Raw genomic sequence first — 25,069 nt, forward strand, 5'->3', positions numbered from 1 at the left:
AAGTGAGGCTATGAAACGCTTTTGATCGCTTCTCCAGTAGTGAGTAGTGGCTATAATCATTTTCAATCTTCACTTGAAAGTGGTGCTCATGGAAACTCTGGGGAATTTGCTGTCGTTCGTTCGCAGCGCCGAATCCGGCAGCTTTTCAGCGGCGGCCCGTCGTCTCGGCCTGACGCCCGCTGCCGTCAGCCGCAACGTCGCTCAGCTCGAAGCCAACCTTGGGGTGCAACTGTTCCAGCGCAGCACGCGACGGGTCACGCTGACCGAGGCTGGCGAGCGTTTTCTGGCGAATGTCGAGCCGGGCCTGGAGGGTGTTCAGGCGGCCATCACCGATATCACCAGTCACGCCGGTGAGCCGGCCGGCGTGCTTCGTCTGACCGCCGCGCCGAGTTTCGGCCGGGATTTTCTGCTGCCGCTGATGCCGGAGTTCATGGCCCGGTTCCCTGGCGTGGTGCCGGAGTGGTATCTGGATAACCGGCAGGTCGACCTGATCGCCGAGGGATTTGATGCGGCGATAGGAGGGGGCTTCGAGCTGGCCCCCGGTCAGGTCGCTCGGGAAATAGCCCCGGCGCACCTGATACTGGTGGCGTCCCGGGAGTACCTGGCCGGCAAGGGGCGGATCACCGATGTGGACGATGTCGGTCGACTGCAGCACCTGGCCATGCGTTCCGCTGCAACTGGCAAGGTTAGAAGCTGGATGCTGCAGGGCCCCAAGGAACAACAGCGGACACTTGAAATGAAGCCCCGACTGCTGGTAAACGACCCGCAGGCTTTGTGTCAGAGTGTTCTGCTGGGCTTGGGTGTTGCGCTATTGGCCGTTCCAGATGTCTTGCAACACCTGGAAGAGGGCAGCCTTGTGCGTGTGCTGCCTGACTGGCACGTTGATGCCGGTCAGATCTCACTGTATTTCTCCAGCCAGAAACTGCTTCCCGCCAAGACCCGCGTGTTCGTGGACTTTCTTGTGCAGCACGCACGAAAGGAGCACTGGGCGCAGCGCCTGGACGCATGTACGCGGGTGTAGACGCGCAGGACTCAGTTGCACTCCCGGAGCGCAGGTGCTGTCTCCCGCTGGCGGTTTATCCAAGCGATGCTCTGCCGGTAAATATCAGGTGTACCCACACTCACCTGAAGGCCCGAACCATGAACAACAGCTCTCGTCCCCTCGCTGGAAAAATTGCCATCGTTACTGGCGGCTCACGCAGCATTGGCGCAGCCATCGCCAGACGCCTGGCCGCCGATGGCGCCACGGTCGCGATCACCTACAACGCCTCCCCTGAGCGGGCCCAAGCGGTGGTGCAAGAGATCGCCAGCGCCGGTGGCCAGGCAATCGCGCTCGCAGCCGATGCTGGATACCCTGAAGCCGTACGCGCAGCGGTGGGCGAAGTGGCAAGTCGCTTCGGCAAGATCGACATACTGGTCAACAACGCCGGTATCAGCCTGCTTGGCGCACCCCAGGAGTTTTCCTTCGAGGATTTCCAGCGAATTCTGGCCGTCAACGTTACCGGTGTGTTCGTCGCCACCCAGGAAGCGCTCCGGCACATGGGACAAGGTGGACGGATCATCCACATCGGCAGCTCGGTTACCCATTACGTCGGGCTGGCGACTGCCTCGGCCTATACCCTGACCAAGGGCGCGGTGACCGGCTTCACCCGGGGGCTGGTTCGTGATCTGGGCCCTCTGGGCATCACCGTCAACACCGTGCACCCCGGTCCCACCGACAGCGACATGAACCCGGTGGACGGTCCGGTGGCCGATCTGTTCCTGCCCAGTATCGCCCTTGGCCGCTACGGTGAAGGCAAGGATGTCGCCAATGCCGTGGCTTTTCTCGCCAGTGCCGACGCCGAGTTCATCAGCGGCGCCGAGTTGATGGTGGACGGCGGCTTCACGGCCTGACGAGTGGCTCGGGCTCGCTTCTGCCGTGTCCGCCGATCAAGCCGTTCTGGCAGCGAATCAGGCGAGCGCTGACTCATAGGCGGGGTAGCTGGTGTAGCCTTGGGCGCTCTGGGTGAACCAGGTGCTGGCGTCGTCTTCGGACAACGGCAACTGCTCGTGCAGGCGCCTCGGCAGGTCCGGGTTGGCAATAAAAGGGCGGCCAAAGGCTATGGCATCGGCCAACCCTGCTTCCACCGCCGCTTGCGCGCGCTCAAAACCGTAATCGGAGTTGAGGATCAGCACGCCCTTGAACGCATGACGAATCAACGCCGCCATGGGCGGTCGTTCCGCAGCGCCGAACGTGCCGTCCATGGGTGGCTCCCGCAGCTCGAGATGGGCGATGCCGATACCCGACAGCATCTGGGCGGCGCGCACGAACAATGGCTCCGGATCACTGTCACGCACGCCCTGGTCATGGCTGCTGGGCGACAGGCGTACCGCCGTGCGGTCGGCACCGATCACGTCTGCGACCGCTTCGGTCACTTCTTTGAGCAGGCGGATACGGTTGTCAATCGAACCGCCGTATTGATCGGTGCGGAAGTTGCCGCTGTCGCGCAGGAACTGGTCGATCAGGTAGCCATTGGCGGCATGGATCTGCACCCCGTCGAAGCCGGCTGCCATGGCATTGCGGGTGGCCTGGCGGAACTGTTCCAGCAACTCGGGCACTTCCTCTGCGCCCAGGGGCCGGGCGGCGCTGTAGGGTTGCTTGCCGGCGTAGGTGTGGGCCAGGCCAGGCGCGGTGGTCACTGAAGCAGAAACTGGTTGCCCACCCTCCAGGAAACTTGGGTGCACGACGCGACCCATATGCCAGAGTTGCGCGATGATGCGCCCGCCCTTGGCGTGTACCGCGTCGGTGATAAGTTTCCAGCCGGCCACCTGACGCGCCGACCAGAGGCCCGTGGCATAGGCCCAGCCCAGACCTTGCTGGCTGATACCGATGGCCTCGGAAATGATGAGCCCGGCACTGGCGCGTTGGGCGTAGTAATCGACCATCACCGTGGTGGGCACGTGGTCACGGGTGCCGCGGCCCCGTGTCATCGGTGCCATGAGAATACGATGGGGCAGTTCGAGGGCGCCCATGCGCAGCGGTTGAAAAAGCGAAGTCATTACAGGTTCTCCTGATCGTTGCCGTAGTGGCGGGTTACACCAGACGGGCGCCGCCATCGATGTTGAGCACCGCGCCGTTCATGAAGGTGTTGGCCATCAGGAACACCACTGCGTTGCCTGCCTCCTCGGCCGAGCCCAGGCGGTGCAGGGGCAGGGCCTGTTCAAGCGAAGCAACGAAGGCATCGCGACCTTCGCCCAGCGCCTTGCTGAGGATCGGCGTGTTGATCGGCCCAGGAGACAGGGTGTTGACCCGCACCGGTGCCAGCTCCAGCGCCATGCCTCGGGCCATCGCTTCCATCGCGGCCGACGCTGCGGCGAGCACGGCGGTGCCGTAGGCGTTCGGGCGGTCAGCCAGGTTGCCGGAAATGAAGGTGATCGAGCCGGTCTTCGAGAGCTTGTCGCCCAGTGCACGGATGGCATGGATCGACGCCCAGATGCGCTCCTCGAATGCACGACGCAGGTGATCGACGTCGGCGTCCAGTACCCGGCCGGCCACGAAGGTGCCTGCCAGGAGCACCAGGTGGTCGACCTGTTCGATGTCGGCCAGTGCTGCGTAGATGGTTTCGCTGCGGGTGACGTCTGCAGCGCGCGAGCCGGCCAGGCCATGTTGCTCGGCGGCCTGTTGTGCACGTTCGGCGCTGGAGCCGATGACGATGACCGAGGCGCCGGCGGCTTTTGCCTGGATGGCCGCTGCGAGGCCGATGCCTGAGGTGCCGCCGAAAATGACCACGCGTTGGTCTTTGAGGTTGCCTGACAGGGCTTGGGTGAAGGTAGTCTGGTTCATGGTGATCTCCATTGGAATGCCGACTTGGCGTTTGATGGAGAAAGACTAAAGCCTCGCTCGATGATTGATAATTGGGTTGAAAGTCGCTTTACTAATGCCATGAAGGAACAAATTGGTCTGGATCGTCTGACAGGGCTTATCGCCTTTGCCCGTGCGGCCTCCCTGGGCAGCTACACGGCGGCGGCGCGCGCCCTGTCCGTTTCGCCTTCGGCGATCAGCAAAAGCGTGCAGCGCCTGGAGGAGCACTTCGGGCTGACGCTGTTCACCCGGACCACTCGCTCGCTGACGTTGACGCCCGAAGGGCGTGATCTGTTCGAGCGGGCCATGCGCATCCTGCACGAGGTCGAGGGCATCGATCAGGCCGCCGTCGCCTCCCGCGCAGAACCCTCCGGCACCCTGAAAGTGACCGCGCCACTGCCCATCGGCCTGAACATCCTGGCTCCGGCGCTGCCCAGGTTTCGCGAGCGCTACCCCAAGGTCAACGTGGACCTGCGCCTGGGCGACCAGTATTCGGACATTATCGAGCAGGGCATCGACATCGTGATCCGTGTCGGAAACCTGGTGGACTCCAGGCTCATCAGCCGTCACCTTGGTCCGAACCGCACCGGCGCGTTCGCCTCGCCGCACTATCTGGCGCGCAAAGGCACTCCGCATCACCCACAGGAGTTGACCGGACACGAGTGCGTGAATTTCCGCTACCAGAGTTCCGGGCAGGCCTTGCGCTGGGCCTACAGCGAAGGCGAGCGCTCGCTGGAGGTAATCCCGGAAGCGGCGATCACCATCGACCTGAGTGACGCGGTGGCCGCCACCCTGGCAGCTGGGGGTGGCATCGGCATATCGCCCAACTACGTGGCGGCACCTTACGTCAGGCGAGGCGAACTGGTGCCCGTATTGCCGCAGTTCGTCATGGAGCGGTTTCCGATCACCGCGCTCTGGCCAGAGAGCCGGCGGGGCAGCCCGAACGTCAAGGCATTCCTCGAATTCCTTGCCCAATTGTTCCCTTCGCCCGCGCCCTGGGATCAACTGATCGCCGAGCGCATGCCGCGCTCTGAGTGACCGCCACCCAGCGTCAGCACCTGTTCCCCGGTTGAATCCCACGCTGATCTTCCCTTGCGCAGCGCAAGTGCTGCGCCCTGACAGGCATTTTTCAGCGCGGTGATATGCCAGATCATCCTCCCCAAGATGACGTCGCAGTGAGCTTTCCGAACGCGCAATGCCAGTGCGGCCTGCCTGGCCCATCCGAGATACCTGTATGCAGACGGCCTACACCATTCTGATTCTGCTGACCCTGGTCGGGCTGTCCCGCCTGATTGCCCGGGTGTTGCCACTGCCCCTGCCACTGGTGCAGGTTGGCATGGGCGCCATGCTGGCATGGCCCACCCTGGGTCTGCACGTGGCGCTCGACCCGCAACTGTTTCTGTTCCTGTTCCTGCCGCCGCTGTTGTTCTCGGATGGCTGGCGAGTGCCCAAGCGCGACCTGTGGCGTTACCGTACACCGATCTTCCTGCTTGCGGTGGGGCTGGTGCTGTTCACGGTGGTGGTGGCCGGGCTGTTCATTCACTGGCTGATTCCCGCGATCCCCTTGCCAGTCGCCTTCGCCCTGGCGGCGGTGATCTCGCCCACCGACGCTGTGGCAGTCATGGCCATCGCCCAGGATCGCCTGCCAGCACCTATCATGCGCGTCCTGCAGGGCGAGGCACTGACCAACGATGCCTCGGGCCTGGTGACCTTCAACTTCGCCATCGCCGCAGCGGTCACTGGCGTATTCTCGTTGCCGGCTGCGACCGCGACCTTTGTTCTCGTGGCCTGTGGCGGGCTGTGCGTGGGCGTCGCGCTGAGCTGGCTGGTGGGGCGCTTTCGTGGCTGGATGATCGAGCGCGGCTGGGATGATCCGGCCACGCACGTAGTATTCATGTTGCTGCTGCCGTTCGCAGCGTATGTGATTGCAGAGCGTCTTGAGGTATCCGGGATCCTGTCAGCGGTGGCGGCGGGCATGATGCAAAGCTGGGTCGACCTGCTGCCGCGACAGACCAGCACCCGGCTGCTCAACCGCAGTGTCTGGACCCTCCTGGAATTTGCCTTCAACGGCCTGATTTTCCTGCTGATGGGCCTGCAGTTGCCCGACATCCTGATCGCACTCGCAAGTGACGGCCAGGCGCTATGGCCGACCCTGCCACTGCGTTGCTTGGATGTGCTGTACATCTTCGGCGTGCTGTTGCTACTGCGCTATGCATGGACCCAGGGCACCTGCCTGGTGCTGGCCAGCATCCATTCGTGGCGCAAGGGTGGGCAGCATTCAGGATTGATCTCCACCCAGCGCTCATCGCTGCTGCTGACCTTCGGCGGGGTGCGTGGATCGGTGACGCTGGCGGGAATTCTTTCGGTGCCCCTGTTCATTGCCCAGGGTGTGGATTTTCCGGAGCGCAACCTGCTGATCTTCATCTCTGCGGGGGTGATCCTGCTGTCGCTGGTCTGCGCGACAGTGATGCTTCCGCTGTTGCTCAAGGGCATCAATGCCGCGCCGGACCCGCAGATCCGTCGAGAGATAGACGACGCCTGGAGGCGGACGGCGCTTGCCGCGATTCAGTCACTGGAGCGGGTCGATGATCCGGCGGTCCAGAAGCCGTCCGACGCCGCCGAGCTGGTGCTGGTCGTGCAGGCCAAATCCCGGGTCATGTCCGAGTACAAACAACGCCTTGAAATCTACAACGGCTCGCCGGAGGCGCAGGCGCTGGCGTTCCACGTAGATGTGGTGGAACGGCGGATGCGCATCAACGCCCTCAAGGCGCAGCGCCTGGAACTGTACCGGCTGCACCGGCACCACCAGATCGCCGATGACGTGCTCAACCAGGTGCTGGCGGAGCTGGACCTGAGCGAGGCCAATCTGGGAAGGCCCTGAGCACGCCCCGGCACGCCTGTATACGACCTATTCATCCACGGAGTGACTACCATGAAAACGCTGAGTGCCACCCTGACCGCAACAGTTATTGCCCTGTCCATCGGAGCGGCTTTCGCCGCCGAGATCGACGTTCCCGAACACCAGACCCAGGCGTTTCTCAATGCGCTAGCCGCAGGCGGCGGCAAGCCGCTGGAACAGATGAGCCCCAGGGATGCGCGCGCGGTGCTGACCGGAGCGCAGAATTCGGTGAAGGTCGATATGTCTGGTATCGAGGTCAGCGAGAAGACCATCAAGGCCGATAACCAGACCATCAGACTGACCATTGTGCGCCCCGCGGGTGTGAAGGGCACGCTGCCTGTGTTCATGTTCTTTCATGGCGGCGGCTGGGTGCTGGGCGACTATCCTACCCATGCCCGATTGATTCGTGATCTGGTGGTGGGCTCGGAGGCGGTGGCCGTGTACGTCGATTACACCCCATCCCCGGAAGCGCACTATCCGACCGCCATCAATCAGGCCTACGCCGCAACCAAGTGGGTGGCCGAACACGGCAAGGAGATCAACGTCGATGGCTCGCGCCTGGCCGTCGCTGGCAACAGCGTGGGCGGCAACATGGCTGCCGTGGTTGCACTGATGGCCAAGGAACAGAACACACCCAGACTGCGCTTTCAGGTGCTGCTGTGGCCGGTGACCGATGCCAGCTTCGACACCGAATCCTACAAGACCTATGCCCAGGGGCATTTCCTGACCAAGAACATGATGACCTGGTTCTGGGACAGCTACACCACCGACCCGAAACAACGCGCCGAGATCCACGCATCGCCATTGCGTGCTACCACCGAACAGTTGAAGGGCTTGCCGCCAGCGCTGGTGCAGACTGCGCAACTGGACGTTTTGCGTGACGAAGGCGAGGCTTACGCACGCAAACTCGATGCCGCAGGCGTCGATGTGACAGCGGTGCGCTACAACGGCATGGTGCACGATTACGGCCTGCTCAACCCGTTGGCCGGCATCGCCGAGGTCAAGGCGGCAATGCGCCAGGCGGCGCTGGAGCTCAAGGCGCATTTGAAATAGGCGGGCAGCCTGTCAAACGATGCTTCTTGAGGTCTGGACCTGGGGTCCCGTCAGCGATTCACAGCGGGTCCTCAGGTAGGTGTACAGCGACCGGATCGACGGGGAAAACTGTTTGCGATGGGGGCAGATGAAATGCAGCGGAAACAGTTCGCCCGGTTGCTCGGGAAGCAGCACTTCGAGATGGCCGGCGCGCACGTCCTGGCAGATGTCCAGCCAGGACTTGTACAGAATGCCTTCACCGGCAATCGCACAACGGCGAATGACGTCGGCGTCGTCGCTGATGACCGGACCGTTGACCGTGATCGACTGCTGGTTCGCCATTTCGGGAAATACCCAGCGATCATACAGCTTGCCGTTGAGGTGATACCTCAGGCAGGCATGCTCGAACAGGTCTTCGAGGCGCCTGGGTCGGCCGTGCTTTTCCAGATAGGCGGGGGCGGCGGCCAGGATCCTGCGGTTCAATGGCAGCAACGGCAGGGAAACGAACTCCGCATCCGGGATCATCCCGTAGCGCACCGCCACATCGACCGGTTCACGGTAGATGTCGGCCACATGGTCGGACAGCGACAGCCGCAGCACGAGGGAAGGATTTTTCTGCCGAAACTCGATCAGCCAGGGCAGCAGGACGTTGCGCCCGAAGTCCGATGAGCAGGCTATCTGCAGCGTCCCTTTGAGGCTCTGGTCGGTTTGCTGCAAACAAGCCTTGCCTTCGTTCAGGGAGTCGACCACGGCGCGGGCATACGGCAGGTATTGTTCACCTTCTGCGGTCAGTCGCAGGCTGCGGGTGGAGCGGGCGAACAGCCTGATGTCCAGTTCACGCTCGAGTCGTTTGATGGCGGCGCTGATTTGCGAGGGCAACAGATCCATCTCTCGGCCGACAGCCGAAAAACTGTCCAGGGAAGCGACGCGTATGAAAATGACGAGATCATCAATCCGGATCATTTGGGAATTCGCTCCTTCGATCGCGGTATGTGCCCAAAAGGGAAGTTCAATGGCGACAACCTGCTCCCACGCTGAAGTTGCCGTCATGTGTGGTGATTTTTATGTAAGCGGGAACGATATGGGTTTGCTTGAAGGATGGTAATGCGGCTCAGTGTCGTTTCAGTTTTTCCTGTGTGGCACAAATCCGAATGCTCGCGTCTACGACATGGCTGAGGTTGTAAGCGAGTGTTTCAGGTATTTTATCCATCTGATTTTAATGAATAAATTTGCAGACTTCGCTAGCTGACCATGGTTGACAGACCCATGGGATCTGAAGTTGCTGTCGCGAAAATCAGGGATATCTGCGGCATAAACGCGCCAACTGTTTCTCGCGCTGCAGCGGTATCTGCGCGACGGGGTTGATAATCGCCATGGGACCGGCTTCAATCCGGCGATGAAAGAACAAATCGGATTGGAGCGTTTGACTGGCCTGGTCGCATTCGTGCGTACCGCGGCATTGGGTAGTTACACGGCCGCTGCCCGTGAGCTTTCCGTTTCCCCTTCGGCGGTCAGCAAGAGCGTGCAGCGGCTGGAGGAGCATTTCGAGCTCAAGCTGTTCACTCGCACCACCCGATCGTTGACCCTGACCGCCGAAGGGCGCGAGCTGTTCGAGCGGGCGCTGCGCATCATCCGTGAAATCGACGACATCGAGCAGGCTGCGATGGCCTCCAGGGCAGAGCCGTCCGGGGTGTTGAAGATCACCGCGCCGCTGCCGATCGGCACCAATATCATCGCTCCGGCCCTGCCCGAATTCAGCGAGCGCTACCCCAAGCTGATCATCGACCTGCGCCTGGGCGGGCAGTTTTCCGACATCATCGAGCAGGGCATCGACGTCGCGGTTCGCGTCGGCAACCTGTCTGACTCACGCCTGATTTCCCGCTCGCTGGGCCCGCACAGGGTCGGCGCTTTCGCATCCCCGGCCTACATCGAGCGTCGTGGCATGCCAACCCGGCTGGAAGACCTGGTTCATCACAACTGCATCAATTTCCGCTACCAGAGTTCGGGACAGGCCTTGCGTTGGCCCTTTGCCGTGGATGAGCGGCTGGTGGAAGTGACGCCTGATTCGCGGATCGTCATTGATGCCAGCGACGCAGTGGCTGCAGTAGTGGTGGCGGGTGGCGGAATCGGGATCTCGCCTACTTACGTGGCGGCGCCTTTCGTCAGACGCGGTGAAATGGTGCCGGTGTTCGCGCAGTATCAGGTCGACAAATTCGCGATCACTGCGCTGTGGCCGGTAAGTCGAAGGGGTAGTCCAAACGTGAAGGTGTTCCTGGAGTTTCTCTCGGCACTGTTCCCGTCTCCCACTTCCTGGGACGCCATCGTCGCGTCCGCCGCCAACCCTCGATAGCAGCACCTCACACCCCGCCTGCTCCCGTCATACCTGCGCTTGCGAAGAGCAAGTGCTGCGCAGTTCGATGCGTGGTTCTGCCGGTTCGTATCAGAGACTATCTGCTCAAGGTGTTCCCGGCGATAGCCGGTTTCCTATGGGTTCAGGCCGTCGAAAGGATACGACCATGAAAACGATCATCGTTGTGATTCCGCCCAAACCGGTGTCCGGGCTCACCACTTGCCTGGCCGCCTGGGAAGGCCGGCTGACGGCATCGGTCGCAACCGCCGGAGTGCGCTCCAGCCGCGAAAAGAAACCATCTGTCCCACCTTCGGCGCACCAGGAGCTGGACAGCCTGGCGAAGCTTCGTTTCGACGGCATCGTGTTGATGGACGGCTTCGACGGGCAGGGCTACCCGCACCATCCACACCTGCTGATCGATCAGCTACAGGCCTATGACCGCAAAAAGAAACTGGTAGCTGCCGTCGGCAGGAGTTGCCTGCTGTTGGCTCAGGCGGGGCTGCTGGTGGGAAAGCCTGCGACCACGGCCACCGTTCCCGAAGTGCTCGAAGCCCTGCGTCGCTATGGCGCGATTTACCAGGCGTCGCCCATCGTCCGTTCCGGCTGGCTGATAACAGCTGACGGCAGCGACATGACCGCATTCGCCAACGCAATCACACAGATGCTGTTGGCGTAGGCCCATTCCATCGAATGATACGAGAGGACCGTCATGAGTGAGATCAACCAAGGTGCAGCGAGTGCTCGTCAACATCGGGTAACGGCAGAGGATCAGCAGGTGACGGTTGGCCCGGTCAAGGCGCTCACCTCACGGCAAGTGCTGCAAGCGGGTCTGGACATGGCCCATGCACGTTGCCTCGGGACGCCGGTCAGCGGCGAAGATTCGGCGCGGTGTTTTGGCAAATGCCTGCTGACCCCGGCGCGCTCGCGATCGGACAGCTACTTCGTGTCATGGCAAGTCAGGAAGCTGATGGACTTCCTGGAGGTCGATCGCCGCCCGATCGTGACAGTCGGGCAACTGGCAGGCGTCATCGGGCATAGCCGCAGCCACTTCACCCGGCTGTTCAAGAACTCGTTCGGGGTTTCTCCGGCGTTGTTCCTGATGTACCGACGTCTGGAAAAAGTGCGCTGGGTCATGGGCAACAGTCATTTGAAGCTCACCGACATTGCCCTGCAGTTCGGCTTTTGCGACCAGTCGCATTTCTGCCGCTCGTTCAAGCGCGAGACCGGTATCAGCCCGCGTGCCTGGCGTTCGCGCCGCACCGAGCAGGCCCTGGAATCAACGCTGCAGCATTGAACCATTCACCGCCCTACAGCGAGCGGCGACGAATGCGCGGTCATTCGGCATCTGCGAGTTGGGGCTTATATCGATCAGACGGTCACGGGCCATGTTGCGATGGCTCTCAACTAAAGGCGCGAGTCATGAACATTCAAAAGCATGTCCTACCGATTACGGCGCTCTCGGTGCTGACGGCTTGCCACCAGACACCCGATGCGGTGGTGGCGCCGGCGGCGGCCAAGGTCAACGTCGCCAGGGTCATCGAACAACCGGTGCACGAATGGGACGAGGTCACCGCGCGTCTTGAGGCGCCGGAAACCGTGCAGGTACGCCCCCGTGTCACCGGTCAGATCGATGCGGTAGCGTTCACCGACGGCGATCTGGTGAAGAAAGGCGACTTGTTGTTCAGGATTGACCCGCGACCGTTCGAGGCCGAGGTGCATCGCCTCGAAGCTCAACTGCAGCAGGCCAGGGCGGCTTCGGTACGCAGCAACAATGAAGCCCAGCGGGGGGAGCGCCTGCGCACCAACAACGCAATTTCCGTGGAACTGGCTGACTCGCGCACCACCACCGCGCAGGAATCGAAGGCAGCGGTAGCTGCCATTCAGGCCCAGCTTGACCTGGCAAAGCTGAACCTGAGCTTCACGCGGGTCACTGCACCCATCACCGGCCGCGTCAGCCGCGCGGAAATCACCGCGGGTAACATCGTCACTGCCGATCAGTCGATCCTCACCAGCCTGGTCTCCACCGACAAGGTCTACGCCTACTTCGACGCTGACGAGCGGGTGTTCCTCAAGTACAGCCAGCTCGCCCGCGACGGCAAGCGCGGGGCGACCACGCCAGTCTACATGGGCCTTTCCAACGAGCCGGAGCATGGGCACCTTGGACAGATGAACTTCGTCGACAACCAGGTCAACCCGCGCACCGGCACCATCCGTGGCCGTGCCGTGTTCGACAACAGCGAGGGGGAGTACACGCCCGGCCTTTATGCGCGGCTGAAACTGGTGGGTAGCGGTATCTACACCGCCATGCTGATTCAGGACGAGGCTGTCGGTACCGATCTGGGCAAGAAGTATGTGCTGGTGGTCGACACGGACAACAAGGCGCTGTACCGCAGCATCGATGTGGGGCCCAAGCTCGAAGGCCTGCGCATCGTGCGCAGCGGCCTGCAGAAAGACGACCGGATCGTCGTCAGCGGTCTGCAGCGCGTGCGACCAGGCTCTGCAATCGACCCTCAGGACACACCGATGGCCAGCGCCGAGGTGCTCGCCGGTTTGCAGAAGCAACGCCAGCTCGTGGAGTCGAGCAGTCCGCCCCGGACACCGTCCAGCGAGCAGGGCCAGCCTGCCACCCGGATTGCCGCTACTGACGCGCCACGCGGTTGAGAGGCCAGTGCCATGAACTTTTCCAGTTTCTTCATCACCCGGCCGATTTTCGCGGCGGTGTTGTCGCTGATGATCCTGATCGCCGGCACCATCTCACTGTTCCAGTTGCCGATCAGCGAATACCCTGAAGTCGTGCCACCCACAGTGGTGGTGCGCGCCAACTTCCCTGGGGCCAACCCCAAGGTCATTGGCGAGACTGTCGCCGCGCCGCTGGAACAAGCGATTACCGGAGTGGAGGGCATGCTGTACATGTCTTCCCAGGCCACCGCCGACGGCAAGCTGACCCTGACCATCACTTTTGCCCTGGGCACCAACCTGGACACCGCGCAGGTGCAGGTGCAGAACCGGGTGACCCGCACCGAACCCAAGCTGCCTGAAGAAGTGACCCGGCTGGGCATCACGGTTGACAAGGCGTCCCCGGACCTGACGCTGCTGGTCCACCTGATCTCCCCCGACAACCGCTACGACATGCTGTACCTGTCCAACTACGCGGTGCTGAATATCAAGGATGAGTTGTCGCGCCTGAACGGGGTGGGTGATGTGCAGCTCTTCGGCATGGGCGACTACTCGCTGCGTGTCTGGCTGGACCCGAACAAGACCGCTTCGCGCAACATCACCGCGACCGATGTGGTCACCGCCATTCGCGAGCAGAACCGCCAGGTTGCTGCCGGTCAACTGGGTGCACCGCCATCGCCCAGCGCCACCAGTTTCCAGATGTCGATCAACACCCAGGGCCGTCTGGTCAGCGAAGAAGAGTTCGAGAACATCATCGTGCGTGCCGGCGAGAACGGCGAAATTACTCGCGTACGTGATATCGCGCGAGTGGAACTGGGGTCGAACCAGTACGCATTGCGTTCGCTGCTGGACAATCAGCCGGCGGTGGCGATCCCGGTGTTCCAGCGCCCGGGTTCCAATGCCATCGACATCTCCAATCAGGTCCGGGCGCTGATGGAGACGCTGAAAAAGGACTTCCCGGCCGGCATGGACTACAGCATCGTCTATGACCCCACGATCTTCGTGCGCGGTTCTATCGAAGCGGTGATCCACACGCTGTTCGAGGCGTTGATCCTGGTGGTGCTGGTGGTCGTGCTGTTTCTGCAGACATGGCGCGCTTCGATCATCCCGCTGGCCGCTGTGCCGGTGTCGCTGATCGGCACCTTCGCGATCATGCATTTGCTCGGATTCTCTTTCAATGCGCTGTCGTTGTTCGGCCTGGTGCTGGCCATCGGTATCGTGGTGGACGATGCGATCGTGGTGGTTGAGAACGTCGAGCGGAACATCGAGTTGGGGCACGCGCCAGTCGAGGCCACCCAGATTGCCATGAGCGAGGTAACCGGGCCGATCATCGCCACCGCCCTCGTGCTGTGTGCGGTGTTCGTGCCGGCGGCGTTCATCTCGGGGCTGACCGGGCAATTCTACAAACAGTTTGCCTTGACCATCGCGATCTCCACGGTGATCTCGGCGTTCAATTCCCTGACGCTGTCACCGGCCCTGGCCGCCGTGCTCTTGCAGGCGCAGGGCGTGCCCAGAGACAGGCTCTCCCGAGGATTGGACAGGTTGCTCGGCGGCTGGCTGTTCAAACCGTTCAACCGCTTTTTCATCAGGGCCAGCAACGGCTACGTGAGCACCGTGAACCGCGTCATTCGAGTCAGCGGTGTGGCGGTGGTGGTGTATCTGGGGCTGATCGTGCTGACCTGGCTCGGTTTCTCGACCACGCCCACCGGTTTCGTGCCACAGCAGGACAAGCTATACCTGGTCGCGTTTGCTCAGCTTCCGGACGCGGCCAGCCTGGATCGAACCGAAGCGGTGATGAAAGAGATGTCTGCCATTGCCTTGAAACAGCCGGGGGTGGGCAGTTCGGTGGCGTTTCCGGGGCTTTCGATCAACGGCTTCACCAACAGCCCCAACTCAGGGATCGTGTTCACGCCGCTCAAACCGTTCGAGGAACGTACCGATCCGAGCGAGTCGGCCGCGGCCATCGCCGCTGCCCTGAACCAGAAGTTTGCCGGTATTCAGGATGCCTACATTGCGATCTTTCCACCCCCGCCTGTACAGGGCCTGGGCACTATCGGGGGCTTTCGTCTGCAGATCGAGGACCGTGGCAACCGGGGCTATGACGAACTCTACAAAGAAACCATGAATATCATCGCCAAGAGCCGCAGCGTGCCGCAATTGGCGGCGCTGTTCACCAGTTATACCGTCAACGTACCGCAGATCGATGCCGCGATCGATCGCGAAAAAGCCAAGACCCACGGGGTAAATATCACCGATATCTTCGACACGTTGCAGGTTTATCTGGGGTCGCTGTACGCCAACGACTTCAACCGTTTCGGCCGTACCTACCAGGTCAACGTGCAGGCTGAGCAGCGCTTTCGCCAGGATGCCGAACAGATCGGCCAGCTCAAGGTACGCAACAACCTGGGGGAAATGATTCCACTGGCCACCTTGCTCAACGTCACCCCCAGCTCAGGGCCTGACCGGGTGATGCACTACAACGGCTTCATCACCGCGGAAATCAACGGTGCGGCAGGCCCGGGCTACAGCTCGGGTCAGGCAGAGGCGGCGATGGAAAAACTGCTCAAGGAGGAGTTGCCCAATGGCATGACCTACGAGTGGACGGACCTGACGTATCAACAGATCCTGTCGGGCAACACGGCGCTGCTGGTCTTCCCGCTTTGCGTGTTGCTGGCATTCCTGGTGCTGGCGGCGCTGTACGAAAGCTGGAGCCTGCCGCTGGCGGTGATGCTGATCGTGCCGATGACGCTGCTGTCGGCCATTGCCGGTGTGATCATTGCGGGCAGCGACAACAACATCTTCACCCAGATCGCGCTGATCGTGCTGGTAGGCCTGGCGTGCAAGAACGCGATCCTCATCGTTGAATTCGCCAAGGACGAGCAGCAGAAAAAAGGCAAGGCGCCGCTGGAAGCGGTATTGGAGGCCTGTCGGCTGCGCCTGCGGCCGATTCTGATGACCTCGTTCGCCTTCATCATGGGTGTTGTGCCCTTGGTCTTGTCCAGTGGCGCGGGTGCCGAGATGCGGCATGCCATGGGGGTGGCGGTCTTCTCCGGAATGCTCGGCGTGACCTTCTTTGGCCTGTTGCTGACCCCTGTTTTCTACGTGCTGATTCGTAATCATGTGGAGCGCAGCCAAGCCCGCAAGGCCCAGAGGGCCGCGCGCATCCAGACTATCGCGCCGGAGGCTCATTGATGAACACAGTCAAACCCTTCCTGCCAGGGCTGGTGGCTCTGGCGCTGGCGGCGTGCACTGTAGGGCCTGACTACCGCAAGCCTGATACGCCGGCTGCCGATATCCAGGCCGCCGCGCAACGCAGCTATGATCGCAGCCGGATCGAAACCCTGTGGTGGCAGCAGTTCGACGATCCGACGCTGAACCAACTGGTTGCCCGGTCGCTGCAGGGTAACCGGGAACTGCGCGTGGCGTTCGCCCGGCTCAAGGCGGCACGCGCCATACGCGACGATATCCGTAACGATGCCATGCCGGTGGTCACCAGCCGCGCCAGCAGTGAAATCGGCCGCGCCCAGGTGCCGGGTGAAACCGAGCACCGTGTCAATCAGGAGCGCTACGACCTGGGTCTGGACATGGCCTGGGAGATCGACCTGTTCGGCCGCATTCAGCGCCAGTTGGAAGCCAGCGAGGCGGACCAGCAGGCGGCCGAGGCGGATCTCTACCATCTGCAGGTGACCATGATCGCCGAACTGGTGGACGCCTACGGTCAGCTTCGTGGCGCGCAATTGCGAGAGCGGATCGCCAGGGACAACCTGAACAATCAGCGGGAGTCTCGCGGGGTCACCGTGCAACTGCGTGACGAGGGCGTCGGCAACGAGATCGACGTGGTGCGGGCCGATGCGCGTCTGGCCGCCGTGGAGGCGAGCATTCCGCAGTTGCAGGCGGAGCAGGCTCGTCAACGCAATCGTATCGCAACGTTGTTGGGAGAACGTGCAGACCGCATGAGCGTCAACTTGAGTCCGGCAAGGCTACCGGCTATCTCCAGGGCGCTGCCGATTGGTGATCCGACCAGGCTGCTGGAGAACCGCCCGGACGTGCGCAGCGCCGAACGGCAACTGGCGGCGCAGACCGCGCGGATTGGCGTGCAGACCGCGGACCTGTTTCCCAGGGTCAGCCTCAGCGGTTTTCTGGGGTGGACCGCCAGCCGGGGTTCGCAGCTCGGTTCAGGTGCGGCGCAGGCCTGGGGGCTTGGGCCGAGTATCACTTGGGCGGCGTTTGATCTGGGCAGTGTCAGGGCCAGGATCAGGGGCGCCAACGCTGACGCGGAAGGCGCACTGGCCAACTATGAGCAGCATGTGCTGCTGGCGCTTGAGGAAACCTCGAACGCCTTCAGCGACTACGACAAGCGTCAGCAGCGGCTGGTGTCGCTGGTGCGCCAGAGTGAATCCAGTCGCAAGGCCGCGAACCTCGCCAACATCCAGTACAAGGAGGGTACCGCTGACTTTCTCGTGCTGCTGGATGCCGAACGCGAACGCCTGGCGGCCGAGGACTCTCAGGCGCAGGCGGAAATCGACCAGTACCGAGGCATCGTCGCCATCTACAAGGCGCTTGGAGGAGGGTGGTCGAGTGTGAATTAGCAGGCCTCGCTGACGCCCCCGCCGGCAAGCCGTGCTGCAACGAGCCGATCAGTCCAGCAGCACCCACAGCCGGACGATCCTGCCGTCTTCGACCTCTGCCACATCGGCACCGCGCACCACGACAGGGCCCTGCTCTGGCCCTGCATGCCAGCGCAGATAGCCAAGCCCGTGGTGCCCGACCGCCACCCCTTCGGCCACGAAGGCGAAGTCCGGGCCGAACTGTTCGAGTAGCGCGCCGGCGACATCGCCGATCGCCGCCTGCCCGGTGACAATACCGTCCGGCTCGTACATCGTTGGTGTCTCGGAAAACAGTTCTTTCACCGCGGCTTGGCGCGTTGCGGCATCACGTTCATTGAAGACGCGCTCCAGGTTGGCGCGCAGCAGTGCGTCGTAATCAGGTGTTCCGATTGGGGCGGTCATGGTGTTTCCTCGCATGGATGCATGCCAACAGGCTAATACGTCACAACCCCTTTATTTACGCTTTGACAGCGTAAGACTTGCGCGCCACCTCGCGTTTATCTTCCGGGCGTGACGGCTGATGATCCTGGCCGGAGCTCTGTGCCTTCAATCAGCGCAGGGCCACGACTTGAACACGACAGCATCGCAAGCGTTCGTTGACATTGCCTGTCAGCGCACAACCCGTCAGGATCTCAGACGGATGCGGCACCTGGCTTGACTGCGCCAGTTCAATGGGGGGTATCGCTATGCTGCTCTATCAGTTTCCGATGGGGACCAACCCCCGACGCGTTGCGATCTACATTGCAGAGAAGGGGCTCGATGTCCCTCAATACACACTCGATCATGTGAAACTGGAGCACCGTTCTGCAGCGTACCTGCAAATCAATCCGGCAGGCCGCGCGCCGACTCTGGTAACTCACGAGGGAGCGGCGATCACCGAGTCGGCAGCCATTGTCGAGTACCTCGAAGAGCTGTACCCCGAGAACCCTATGATCGGCACTGATCCCTTGTCTCGCGCGCAGGTCCGTGCGCTGGAAAGAATCGGCAGCGACCTGATCGTCAGAAGCCAGTTGTGGCTATGGAATGTCACCGGGGCGTTCCCGCGAAACGAGCCGGAACCCTCCCAGGTATTTGCCGCGAAACTGTTTCGACACGTCGAAGAGCTGCTGGACCTGCTGGAGCTGGCAATAGCTGACAAGCGCTTTTTGGCGGGAGATCGACCGACCATTGCCGATTGCACAGTGTTCGCGATTTTCCAGACCGCGCGAGAGCGCTTCAATCTGCCGTTCGGCACCTCTCACCCGCGGCTGGATGCCTGGTACAGACATTTTCGCACCCGACCGAGCGCTGACTATTAAAGGGCATTACGCAACATGGGTGCCGGTTTACTCAGGTCTTGGGCATCAGCATAGCCACCAGTGCCGAGCAGGCGAACAAACCGGCACAAACGATCAGCCCCCCGCTGAAACCCACGACGCCAGAGAGACCTGCCAAACCAAAAGGTGCGATGGCAGCCACGCCCCGCCCTGCATTGAAGCAGAACCCCGCTCCGGTCGAGCGGACCCGTGTCGGAAAAAGCTCCCCGAGGTAGGAGGCGAAAATTCCGAAAAATGCGCTGAAAAGACCCAGTCCCAAGCCTAGCCACAGCAAGGTCGCATGGTCGCTGGTTGAGGCGTAGATCGGGATGATCACCGCGACACCCATGAGCGTAATGATGATCGTCAGCCGCCGACCGATACGGTCCGACAACAGACCAAAAGCGTTGTAGCCCACGAACATTCCCATGTTCAACACCGTGACCAGCCACGCGACTGACACAGCGGGCAGGCCTCGCTCCTGCCCAAGGTAAGTGGGCAGCCAGGTCATCGCGCCCCAGAAACCGGTCAAGGCCAGGGCAGACATCAGGGTGCCGAGGATCGTGGAGCGGCGCAGGGCAACCGTGAATACGTGACGCACGGCGATCCTCTCGCTTCCCCGTCCGGTCCTTTGTTCCGACCATAGCGCCGACTCACGAAATTCGATCAGGATGAGCAGGGCGGGGATCAGAATCGAAAGCCCGCCGACCAGGAACATCGTGCGCCAATCAGGTAGAAAATACCCGGACAGGATGCCTGCGATCACGCCACCGGCAGGAAGGGCGCTGGTGACGAACGCTGCAGCTCGCCCGCGGCTTCCTGCCGGCCATGTCTCCACGATGTAGGCTGAAATGACGCTCCAGAGAGAGCCCAGCCCCACCCCGGCCAAGAATCGGAGCACGATCAGGAGCGCAAAGCCGTTGCCCACCGACAACGCGGCCGTGAACAAACCGAACACGACCAGCGAGGCCACCAACGCCTTCTTGCGCCCATGGTTGTCGGAAACGTAGCCGCCCGCAATGCTGCTGACGCCGACGCCCGCCAACATGGAGGTCACCAGCAAACCGCCCTGGACCACGGACAGTTCCAGATCGGCGCAAATCGCCGGCAGCGCCAGTGAAAACAGCACGATTTCGACCGAGTCGAACAGGTAGGCGATGAAGCATCCGATCAGAATCATCCATCGACTTTGTTTCATGCACATTCCCCAAGAGTGACGAAGCTTGCTGAACAGCAGTTCTCATAGACGCTGCGCCGGCCTGCAGCGGACGTATTCGCAGCAATCCGATAAAGTACACAGCGCACAGGTGGCCGCCAGGCCTGGCTGTTTGACTCAGCTATGCGCTAACCCATGACTGCACCAAGCAGCTCAGACTGACAAGGAGTCCAGATGCACCTCGCCAAACTCTCGCTGATAGCGAGGCTAGATAGCTTCCTGACAAACTGCCTCTGCGTGCTCATAAGTTGGCTGGTCAGTGCCTCGATCTGGATATTGGGTCTGTTGTCGCTGCTGGATCTCGCCTCGCGGATTTTTGCATATGGCGAAGGATGGGCCGACCTCTCATGGGCTGAGCTAGCGTTCATGATGATTTTCGCATTGTTGCTCTGGCGGCACTTTCGCTACTGCCGGTACTTTGCCATAAGTGTCTTGAAGGGTATGAGGCGGTTAATCTTTTTCCAAGGGATACTGGCGGGTGGAGGGTTGGCGGTTGCGGGGTTTATTACGGGAGTCGAGCAACAGTTGGGTACTTCTCTCGATCTGCCAGCAATCGCCATAGATCCCGTCACTGAGCTTGCACAGTTTGGTCTCACGCTGCTGGCGCTTTACCTGGCAGCCCCTGTGAGGAATGTCAGCGGCTCACGCAGTCCCTCTTTTCCTCATGTTGAACCCGCGTTCACTACAGCTGAAAAGGATGTCACCGCTTGAAAGTCTTGAATTTCACGCTTGCCTTGGTCCTAGCCAGCGCTATTGCCCCTTGTGTCCTGGCTGATGAGGGGGCAAAGCATCTGATCACCAGTTGCAAAGAGTTGCTCAGAGTCTACGCAAAGCGGGATGAGCAACACCTTCTTGCGGGTCTTACAACCTCAACCGCCGACGCCTTGCGAGCGGGTTACTGTCGAGGAGTGCTCAACGAGTTTCGACGCACGCATTCATGCGCTCAAAATGATTGGTTTGCTCAGGCTACGCACATTGCAATCTACTCTCCACTGGCTGATCAGTTGCCAAGCGTGGACGCATTGTTAGAGCAGTCCTGTGCGCTCTGATCGTCGTACGTGGCCTGAACACACTGCAGTGCTGGAGCGCCTGCTTTGTCCGCCGCTATCGCCGCCGCTGTCGCAGAAACGGTATGGCAGTTTAAGGGATGCTCTCAATACGTTGATCGACGCGCTGGGGAGCAAGACTACTCGGGGGCGCGGTGCCCTCAAGGAAACGTTGGCACCACTGCTATCAATCGAACGCTTCAGACCGGATGGACCTGGTGCTACAGGGAGTCGCGAGCGCTGGTGCATAAATCCTGACGATGAAGTGCTGGTCTGGAACGCGATCATATTGCAGGGTTTGTTCGGTGCGCCTAAGGTCGCGATCACGCTGATCAGAGACAGCTCGGAACGACAGGCCCATGCCGACTGGGCCCGCCAGCTATTTCTGAATCGTCAGTCCGTGGCAGGTCTTGGACTGTTACGGCAGGAAATGACCATTCTGCTCGATCAACTGGTCACAGTGGATTTGCGTAGGGAAAAACTGCCCAATCCATTTGTCGATGCGCTGCCACAAATGGCGTTCGGACCACATCAGGGCAGTCTGCTGAAAACACTGGCCAGCCAGACCGCTGCGCTGTCAGTAGGCGACAGCATGATGACGTACTACCTCAACGGTGAGCTGGCGCTGGCCTATGAGCGCGCCATCAACATCGCGACGGATAATGCGTTGCTGTTGAAATACCGCGACCTCATCGTCGGCGAATATCACAACGCCAAGGAGTTTGATGATTTGCTGGATTTTCTTCGTTGACCTGTTGGCTGTGGAATCCACACACCGAAACTGGCTCCGTCATCACAAACGGAGCCATTCATGTACACCATTCAGTCTGTTCTCTCCAGTTGCCCACACCAGATTAGTGCCAATCACCAGACCAAAGCCTTGGTCATTGATCAAGCCCTGGCATCGGGGACGCCATTCACTGTCCTGGGCGGCAAGCGCGTGCGGTGTCGTGAAGGTCTGCTGCGCTTCAAGCTCGGCAGTGACTGGCGCTTGCTCTATCAACTCACATCAACCGGCTACGCACCTTGCGCGCTGGTCAGCCGCCAATGTTTCGAACGTGAGCTGAAGCGAAGGCGGGCCATTAAAGCCTGCAACCTTCAATCACATGAGAAACACATATGAACGCGATATTCTCGTTAAATGCGCCGCAGTTAGCGGCAAACGGTCTGGTGCTCAGTGTCAGTCTTCTGGACTTCACGCGTCTGAAGCATAAATACACCAAGTCCTCGGAGGCTGAGATGTCAGCCTCCGAATGGGATCTGGCTGAAATGGAGTACCGCCGCTTTTTATCCCTCAAAAGTTTCTATCCATCTGTTGCGCTCGTGCCCAGCAAGATGGTGGATGCTCTCTGGCATGCCCACATACTGGATACCCGCGCCTATCGTGAGGACTGCCAGCAAGTGTTCGGTCGCTTCATCGACCACTACCCGTATTTTGGCATCTACGGCCACGACGACTACCAAGAGTTGAAGAATGCTTTTGCCCAGACGGTTGCACTGTATGAAAAACATTATGGCGCGTATCCGGGTGGTGATCAGGCACAGGGGATGCGTTGCGGTGTCGACCACAAGTGCCATGCGCCGACGGCCTGCGCCTGCCGAGTAGAAGGTGCATGCAAGTAATCTCACTCAACTTCTAAAGGAAACGATGTCATGAACAAGCAGCCTCTGAAACCTAGCAGCCCAAGTCCTGAGCAAGAGTTCCGTCCGGTCGTTCCAAATCTGCCAAGCACCACAGGCAACAAGTCTGGCGGCGGACGCGGTAACCGTTTGCCGGCGAAACCCAAGTAAGTTCACGGGCGCGACAGGCATGGGGATCACTCAAGTCTCCTGCCTGTCTGGCTTTGAGGAGCAATCGCCTTCACACCACCGTCCCCAACTCACCCACCAACAGCGGACACGCCTGCTGCGCCCGCTCGGCCAGCACATTTCGCAGCGCCTGCATCTGTGAAATGCGCTCGTCCAGCATTGCAATCTTCTGTGCGAACAACTCGGCCAGAAGCGCGCTCGATGCTTCTTCAGCATTCCACAGCAGTGGCAGGTTTTCACCGATCTGCGCCAGTGAGAACCCCAACTGCTGCGCCAACTTGATGTACCCCACCAGTTGCAGTGTTTCCTCGGGGTAGAGCCGGTAGCCATTGGCGGTTCGCTGGGGCTTGATCAGGCCTTTGTCTTCATAAAACCGCAAGGCGTCCACGGACACGCCGGTGCGCCTGGCGACGTCGCCGATTCTCATTTTCATGGTTTCTCGCATTGACTCTGGACCTTACTCCAGGCTTTAGCCTGAGGGTCCAAACTGTGAGGGATGAGCATGCTGAACGTAAACCACAATCTGAAAATCGTGCGGGCCAGTGCCTGGTATGACCTGGCGGCCACGGCGGCCTTCATGACGCCGTGGTCGGCGTCGCTCTGCCTGCAAGGCTTCGCCGCACTGTCCGCGGCCCTGGGGCTGGACCGTCCGGTCCCTGTGCTTGGCGTCTCGGAGATGCTCTTCGTCAATTTGCTGGGCAGCGTGGTGATTGTCTGGTCGCTGTGGCGGCTGCGGCATCCGAGCCGCCTCGTGGGACTCTATGACGTGCTGGCAAGGGGACTGTTTGCCCTGTGGCAGATCTATGCAGTGGCCAAGGGCGCCAGTTTTCTGATCCTTGGCTTCACCTTCATGGAGGTCGCGTTTGCCATTGCCCAGAGCCTGCCGGTGTCCGGTGCCGAGCGAGGGAGGGATCGCTCAGGGGGCAGTCGTGGGGAACATGTGACGAATTGATACAGATCTGGCGGGATTGACCTGCCCCGTACGGTTACATCCTGACTTGATAAACGTGTAGGGTGCTCTGTCTCGTGCTCTGACCCATCGGTCAGTGCTGTACACAGGACCCGGATTTTTTGTGAATTGCGTGAAAGCTTCTGAATCAAACACCCCTCAATGCGCTTCATGGTGGGCGGTCGCAAGCGTAGCCCTTGGCTCCTTCGCGACCGTGACCACCGAATTTCTTCCCGTGGGCCTGCTGCCTTCGATCGCCAGTGAACTGAAGGTGAGCGTCAATCACGCAGGCCTGATGATGGCTGTGCCTGGTGTGCTGGCCGCTGTCTCGGCGCCTTCATGCATTGCGCTTTTCAGTCATGTCGACAGGCGCCGGATCCTGCTGGTGCTGCTGAGCATACTGCTGGCCTCCAACCTCATCGTGGCGCTGTCGGGTGAATTCTGGCTGACCCTTGCCGGCCGGGTGTTGCTGGGCTTTGCGTTAGGCGGGTTCTGGACCATCGCCGGCTCGCTCGGCCCGCGCCTGCGCCCAGGCAGGGAAGGGGTGAGCGCGACGTCATATATTCTGGCAGGGGTGTCGTTGGGAACCGTGGCGGGTATTCCAGCGGGCACGCTCATCGGCGAAGCCTTCGGCTGGCGTTCGGCGTTCCTGCTGGCGGGGGCCGTCACCGTCGGGGTGGGTTTGCTGATCGCCTGGTTCCTGCCGTCGCTGCCCGGTGAGCGCAGTGCCGGCATGACGCAGATGCGCGCGCTGGCAGGCGAGGCCGCCATCCGCCGACGGTTCGCCGCTGCGCTGCTCATCTACGTGGGGCACTTTGCGGCCTACACCTTTTTGGCGCCATACGTACAGGAGCAGGCCGGGGTGACGGGCTCGACACTCAGTGTCCTGTTGTTCGCCTTTGGCCTGGCGGCGGTGGTGGGAAATCTGGCCGGCGGGGTGCTGGCAGCCCGGGGCGCGCCGTCGTCGGTGTTGGTCATGACCCTGCTCATGCTGGTGTCGCTGACCTCGCTGATGGTCTTCGTGGCCGATCCGCTGCTGCTGTGGCCGGTGATCGTGTTCTGGGGTTTTGCCTTCGGGATGATCCCCATTACCACCCAGATCTGGTGTTTCGATGCCTCCAACGGCCGCGTCGAAGGCGTTCAGGCGCTGCTGGTGTGTGTGGTCAACCTGTCGATTGGCGGCGGTGCCTTCATCGGCGGTCTGGTGTCCGGTTCCGCAGGCTTCACGGCGGCCATCATGACCGGATCGGGCTGCGCCTTGCTGGCGACCCTGGTCGTGCTGGTTTCCCTGAGGGGGCCAGAACCTGTCTCGTGCCAGTCCTGAGTCACTGAACCGGCGCAATGCCGGC

The 25,069-nt window shown here is 61.3% G+C and carries 24 protein-coding genes; 18 read left to right on the forward strand and 6 right to left on the reverse strand.

Features of this window, described 5'->3' with window-relative positions; translation table 11 throughout:
* Positions 1-88 precede the first annotated feature (88 nt).
* Both ACIPO9_RS08575 and ACIPO9_RS08580 read left to right on the forward strand, forming a co-directional pair.
* Complete coding sequence (locus ACIPO9_RS08575; RefSeq protein ID WP_400780064.1) at positions 89-1,021, forward strand: LysR substrate-binding domain-containing protein; 933 nt, start codon at positions 89-91, stop codon at positions 1,019-1,021.
* A gap of 119 nt (positions 1,022-1,140) precedes the next feature.
* A complete protein-coding gene (locus ACIPO9_RS08580; protein WP_400780066.1) occupies positions 1,141-1,893 on the forward strand; it encodes a 3-oxoacyl-ACP reductase family protein in 753 nt (250 codons plus the stop codon).
* A 57-nt stretch (positions 1,894-1,950) separates the two neighbouring features.
* On the opposite strand, the gene ACIPO9_RS08585 is transcribed toward ACIPO9_RS08580, so the two are convergent.
* Both ACIPO9_RS08585 and ACIPO9_RS08590 read right to left on the reverse strand, forming a co-directional pair.
* Entirely contained in the window at positions 1,951-3,039 is a 1,089-nt protein-coding gene (locus ACIPO9_RS08585; protein WP_400780068.1) for an alkene reductase, read from the reverse strand.
* Between the two features lie 34 nt (positions 3,040-3,073).
* Positions 3,074-3,823, reverse strand: coding sequence for an SDR family oxidoreductase (locus ACIPO9_RS08590; protein WP_400780069.1), 750 nt, complete (start codon positions 3,821-3,823; stop codon positions 3,074-3,076).
* Between the two features lie 99 nt (positions 3,824-3,922).
* On the opposite strand from ACIPO9_RS08590, the gene ACIPO9_RS08595 reads away from it, so the two are divergent.
* From ACIPO9_RS08595 to ACIPO9_RS08605, 3 genes are all read left to right on the forward strand, one after another.
* The gene (locus ACIPO9_RS08595; RefSeq protein WP_400780071.1) at positions 3,923-4,879 is read left to right on the forward strand and encodes a LysR family transcriptional regulator; all 957 of its coding nucleotides are present in this window, start codon (positions 3,923-3,925) and stop codon (positions 4,877-4,879) included.
* 196 nt (positions 4,880-5,075) lie between these two features.
* Positions 5,076-6,722 carry a Na+/H+ antiporter gene (locus ACIPO9_RS08600; protein WP_400780073.1) on the forward strand — a complete coding sequence of 549 codons (1,647 nt, stop codon included), beginning with the start codon at positions 5,076-5,078 and terminating at the stop codon, positions 6,720-6,722.
* Positions 6,723-6,773: 51 nt separating this feature from the next.
* Entirely contained in the window at positions 6,774-7,793 is a 1,020-nt protein-coding gene (locus ACIPO9_RS08605) for an alpha/beta hydrolase fold domain-containing protein (RefSeq protein ID WP_400780075.1), read from the forward strand.
* A 12-nt stretch (positions 7,794-7,805) separates the two neighbouring features.
* Here ACIPO9_RS08605 and ACIPO9_RS08610 read toward each other — a convergent pair whose 3' ends face one another.
* Complete coding sequence (locus tag ACIPO9_RS08610; RefSeq protein WP_400780516.1) at positions 7,806-8,735, reverse strand: LysR family transcriptional regulator; 930 nt, start codon at positions 8,733-8,735, stop codon at positions 7,806-7,808.
* 451 nt (positions 8,736-9,186) lie between these two features.
* Here ACIPO9_RS08610 and ACIPO9_RS08615 point away from each other — a divergent pair, with 451 nt between their 5' ends.
* From ACIPO9_RS08615 to ACIPO9_RS08640, 6 genes are all read left to right on the forward strand, one after another.
* A complete protein-coding gene (locus ACIPO9_RS08615) occupies positions 9,187-10,122 on the forward strand; it encodes a LysR family transcriptional regulator (protein ID WP_400780076.1) in 936 nt (311 codons plus the stop codon).
* A 166-nt stretch (positions 10,123-10,288) separates the two neighbouring features.
* Positions 10,289-10,798: a DJ-1/PfpI family protein gene (locus tag ACIPO9_RS08620; RefSeq protein WP_400780078.1), complete on the forward strand. Its 510-nt coding sequence runs from the start codon at positions 10,289-10,291 to the stop codon at positions 10,796-10,798.
* A gap of 33 nt (positions 10,799-10,831) precedes the next feature.
* Positions 10,832-11,416, forward strand: coding sequence for an AraC family transcriptional regulator (locus ACIPO9_RS08625; protein WP_400780080.1), 585 nt, complete (start codon positions 10,832-10,834; stop codon positions 11,414-11,416).
* Positions 11,417-11,541: 125 nt separating this feature from the next.
* A complete protein-coding gene (locus ACIPO9_RS08630; protein WP_400780082.1) occupies positions 11,542-12,783 on the forward strand; it encodes an efflux RND transporter periplasmic adaptor subunit in 1,242 nt (413 codons plus the stop codon).
* Between the two features lie 12 nt (positions 12,784-12,795).
* Positions 12,796-15,990, forward strand: a complete 3,195-nt coding sequence (locus ACIPO9_RS08635) for an efflux RND transporter permease subunit (RefSeq protein WP_400780084.1) — start codon at positions 12,796-12,798, stop codon at positions 15,988-15,990.
* Positions 15,990-17,387, forward strand: a complete 1,398-nt coding sequence (locus tag ACIPO9_RS08640; protein ID WP_400780086.1) for an efflux transporter outer membrane subunit — start codon at positions 15,990-15,992, stop codon at positions 17,385-17,387. The genes ACIPO9_RS08635 and ACIPO9_RS08640 overlap by 1 nt, the downstream gene beginning before the upstream one ends.
* A gap of 48 nt (positions 17,388-17,435) precedes the next feature.
* Here ACIPO9_RS08640 and ACIPO9_RS08645 read toward each other — a convergent pair whose 3' ends face one another.
* Entirely contained in the window at positions 17,436-17,807 is a 372-nt protein-coding gene (locus ACIPO9_RS08645) for a nuclear transport factor 2 family protein (RefSeq protein ID WP_400780088.1), read from the reverse strand.
* A gap of 284 nt (positions 17,808-18,091) precedes the next feature.
* On the opposite strand from ACIPO9_RS08645, the gene ACIPO9_RS08650 reads away from it, so the two are divergent.
* Positions 18,092-18,703, forward strand: coding sequence for a glutathione S-transferase family protein (locus tag ACIPO9_RS08650; RefSeq protein WP_400780090.1), 612 nt, complete (start codon positions 18,092-18,094; stop codon positions 18,701-18,703).
* A gap of 31 nt (positions 18,704-18,734) precedes the next feature.
* On the opposite strand, the gene ACIPO9_RS08655 is transcribed toward ACIPO9_RS08650, so the two are convergent.
* Positions 18,735-19,898, reverse strand: coding sequence for an MFS transporter (locus tag ACIPO9_RS08655; protein WP_400780092.1), 1,164 nt, complete (start codon positions 19,896-19,898; stop codon positions 18,735-18,737).
* 192 nt (positions 19,899-20,090) lie between these two features.
* Between ACIPO9_RS08655 and ACIPO9_RS08660 the strand changes: the two genes are divergently transcribed.
* The 4 genes from ACIPO9_RS08660 to ACIPO9_RS08675 all read left to right on the forward strand — a co-directional run bounded on the left by ACIPO9_RS08660 (position 20,091) and on the right by ACIPO9_RS08675 (position 22,585).
* Positions 20,091-20,627: a hypothetical protein gene (locus ACIPO9_RS08660; RefSeq protein WP_400780094.1), complete on the forward strand. Its 537-nt coding sequence runs from the start codon at positions 20,091-20,093 to the stop codon at positions 20,625-20,627.
* A gap of 366 nt (positions 20,628-20,993) precedes the next feature.
* Positions 20,994-21,713 (forward strand): hypothetical protein, encoded by a 720-nt coding sequence (locus ACIPO9_RS08665; protein WP_400780096.1) that lies wholly within the window; start codon positions 20,994-20,996, stop codon positions 21,711-21,713.
* 60 nt (positions 21,714-21,773) lie between these two features.
* Positions 21,774-22,085 (forward strand): hypothetical protein, encoded by a 312-nt coding sequence (locus ACIPO9_RS08670; protein ID WP_400780098.1) that lies wholly within the window; start codon positions 21,774-21,776, stop codon positions 22,083-22,085.
* A complete protein-coding gene (locus ACIPO9_RS08675) occupies positions 22,082-22,585 on the forward strand; it encodes a glycine-rich domain-containing protein (protein ID WP_400780100.1) in 504 nt (167 codons plus the stop codon). The genes ACIPO9_RS08670 and ACIPO9_RS08675 overlap by 4 nt, the downstream gene beginning before the upstream one ends.
* Before the next feature lie 238 nt (positions 22,586-22,823).
* Here the strand turns inward: ACIPO9_RS08675 and ACIPO9_RS08680 are convergent, their stop codons facing one another.
* The gene (locus tag ACIPO9_RS08680; protein WP_400780519.1) at positions 22,824-23,198 is read right to left on the reverse strand and encodes a MerR family transcriptional regulator; all 375 of its coding nucleotides are present in this window, start codon (positions 23,196-23,198) and stop codon (positions 22,824-22,826) included.
* A gap of 75 nt (positions 23,199-23,273) precedes the next feature.
* Here ACIPO9_RS08680 and ACIPO9_RS08685 point away from each other — a divergent pair, with 75 nt between their 5' ends.
* Both ACIPO9_RS08685 and ACIPO9_RS08690 read left to right on the forward strand, forming a co-directional pair.
* The gene (locus ACIPO9_RS08685) at positions 23,274-23,723 is read left to right on the forward strand and encodes a hypothetical protein (RefSeq protein ID WP_400608323.1); all 450 of its coding nucleotides are present in this window, start codon (positions 23,274-23,276) and stop codon (positions 23,721-23,723) included.
* 121 nt (positions 23,724-23,844) lie between these two features.
* Positions 23,845-25,044 (forward strand): MFS transporter, encoded by a 1,200-nt coding sequence (locus ACIPO9_RS08690; RefSeq protein ID WP_400608321.1) that lies wholly within the window; start codon positions 23,845-23,847, stop codon positions 25,042-25,044.
* The last annotated feature ends 25 nt before the right edge of the window (positions 25,045-25,069 follow it).

This window comes from Pseudomonas sp. NPDC090203, from assembly GCF_044746765.1.
Taxonomy (GTDB): domain Bacteria; phylum Pseudomonadota; class Gammaproteobacteria; order Pseudomonadales; family Pseudomonadaceae; genus Aquipseudomonas; species Aquipseudomonas putida_AD.

Bases quoted from the DNA above. Each gene is read 5' to 3' on its own strand.
- ACIPO9_RS08575 (WP_400780064.1), top strand. From the start codon at position 89: ATGGAAACTCTGGGGAATTTGCTGTCGTTCGTTCGCAGCGCCGAATCC.
- ACIPO9_RS08580 (WP_400780066.1), top strand. From the start codon at position 1,141: ATGAACAACAGCTCTCGTCCCCTCGCTGGAAAAATTGCCATCGTTACT.
- ACIPO9_RS08585 (WP_400780068.1), bottom strand. From the start codon at position 3,039: ATGACTTCGCTTTTTCAACCGCTGCGCATGGGCGCCCTCGAACTGCCC.
- ACIPO9_RS08590 (WP_400780069.1), bottom strand. From the start codon at position 3,823: ATGAACCAGACTACCTTCACCCAAGCCCTGTCAGGCAACCTCAAAGAC.
- ACIPO9_RS08595 (WP_400780071.1), top strand. From the start codon at position 3,923: ATGAAGGAACAAATTGGTCTGGATCGTCTGACAGGGCTTATCGCCTTT.
- ACIPO9_RS08600 (WP_400780073.1), top strand. From the start codon at position 5,076: ATGCAGACGGCCTACACCATTCTGATTCTGCTGACCCTGGTCGGGCTG.
- ACIPO9_RS08605 (WP_400780075.1), top strand. From the start codon at position 6,774: ATGAAAACGCTGAGTGCCACCCTGACCGCAACAGTTATTGCCCTGTCC.
- ACIPO9_RS08610 (WP_400780516.1), bottom strand. From the start codon at position 8,735: ATGATCCGGATTGATGATCTCGTCATTTTCATACGCGTCGCTTCCCTG.
- ACIPO9_RS08620 (WP_400780078.1), top strand. From the start codon at position 10,289: ATGAAAACGATCATCGTTGTGATTCCGCCCAAACCGGTGTCCGGGCTC.
- ACIPO9_RS08625 (WP_400780080.1), top strand. From the start codon at position 10,832: ATGAGTGAGATCAACCAAGGTGCAGCGAGTGCTCGTCAACATCGGGTA.
- ACIPO9_RS08630 (WP_400780082.1), top strand. From the start codon at position 11,542: ATGAACATTCAAAAGCATGTCCTACCGATTACGGCGCTCTCGGTGCTG.
- ACIPO9_RS08635 (WP_400780084.1), top strand. From the start codon at position 12,796: ATGAACTTTTCCAGTTTCTTCATCACCCGGCCGATTTTCGCGGCGGTG.
- ACIPO9_RS08640 (WP_400780086.1), top strand. From the start codon at position 15,990: ATGAACACAGTCAAACCCTTCCTGCCAGGGCTGGTGGCTCTGGCGCTG.
- ACIPO9_RS08645 (WP_400780088.1), bottom strand. From the start codon at position 17,807: ATGACCGCCCCAATCGGAACACCTGATTACGACGCACTGCTGCGCGCC.
- ACIPO9_RS08650 (WP_400780090.1), top strand. From the start codon at position 18,092: ATGCTGCTCTATCAGTTTCCGATGGGGACCAACCCCCGACGCGTTGCG.
- ACIPO9_RS08655 (WP_400780092.1), bottom strand. From the start codon at position 19,898: ATGAAACAAAGTCGATGGATGATTCTGATCGGATGCTTCATCGCCTAC.
- ACIPO9_RS08660 (WP_400780094.1), top strand. From the start codon at position 20,091: ATGCACCTCGCCAAACTCTCGCTGATAGCGAGGCTAGATAGCTTCCTG.
- ACIPO9_RS08670 (WP_400780098.1), top strand. From the start codon at position 21,774: ATGTACACCATTCAGTCTGTTCTCTCCAGTTGCCCACACCAGATTAGT.
- ACIPO9_RS08675 (WP_400780100.1), top strand. From the start codon at position 22,082: ATGAACGCGATATTCTCGTTAAATGCGCCGCAGTTAGCGGCAAACGGT.
- ACIPO9_RS08680 (WP_400780519.1), bottom strand. From the start codon at position 23,198: ATGAGAATCGGCGACGTCGCCAGGCGCACCGGCGTGTCCGTGGACGCC.
- ACIPO9_RS08685 (WP_400608323.1), top strand. From the start codon at position 23,274: ATGCTGAACGTAAACCACAATCTGAAAATCGTGCGGGCCAGTGCCTGG.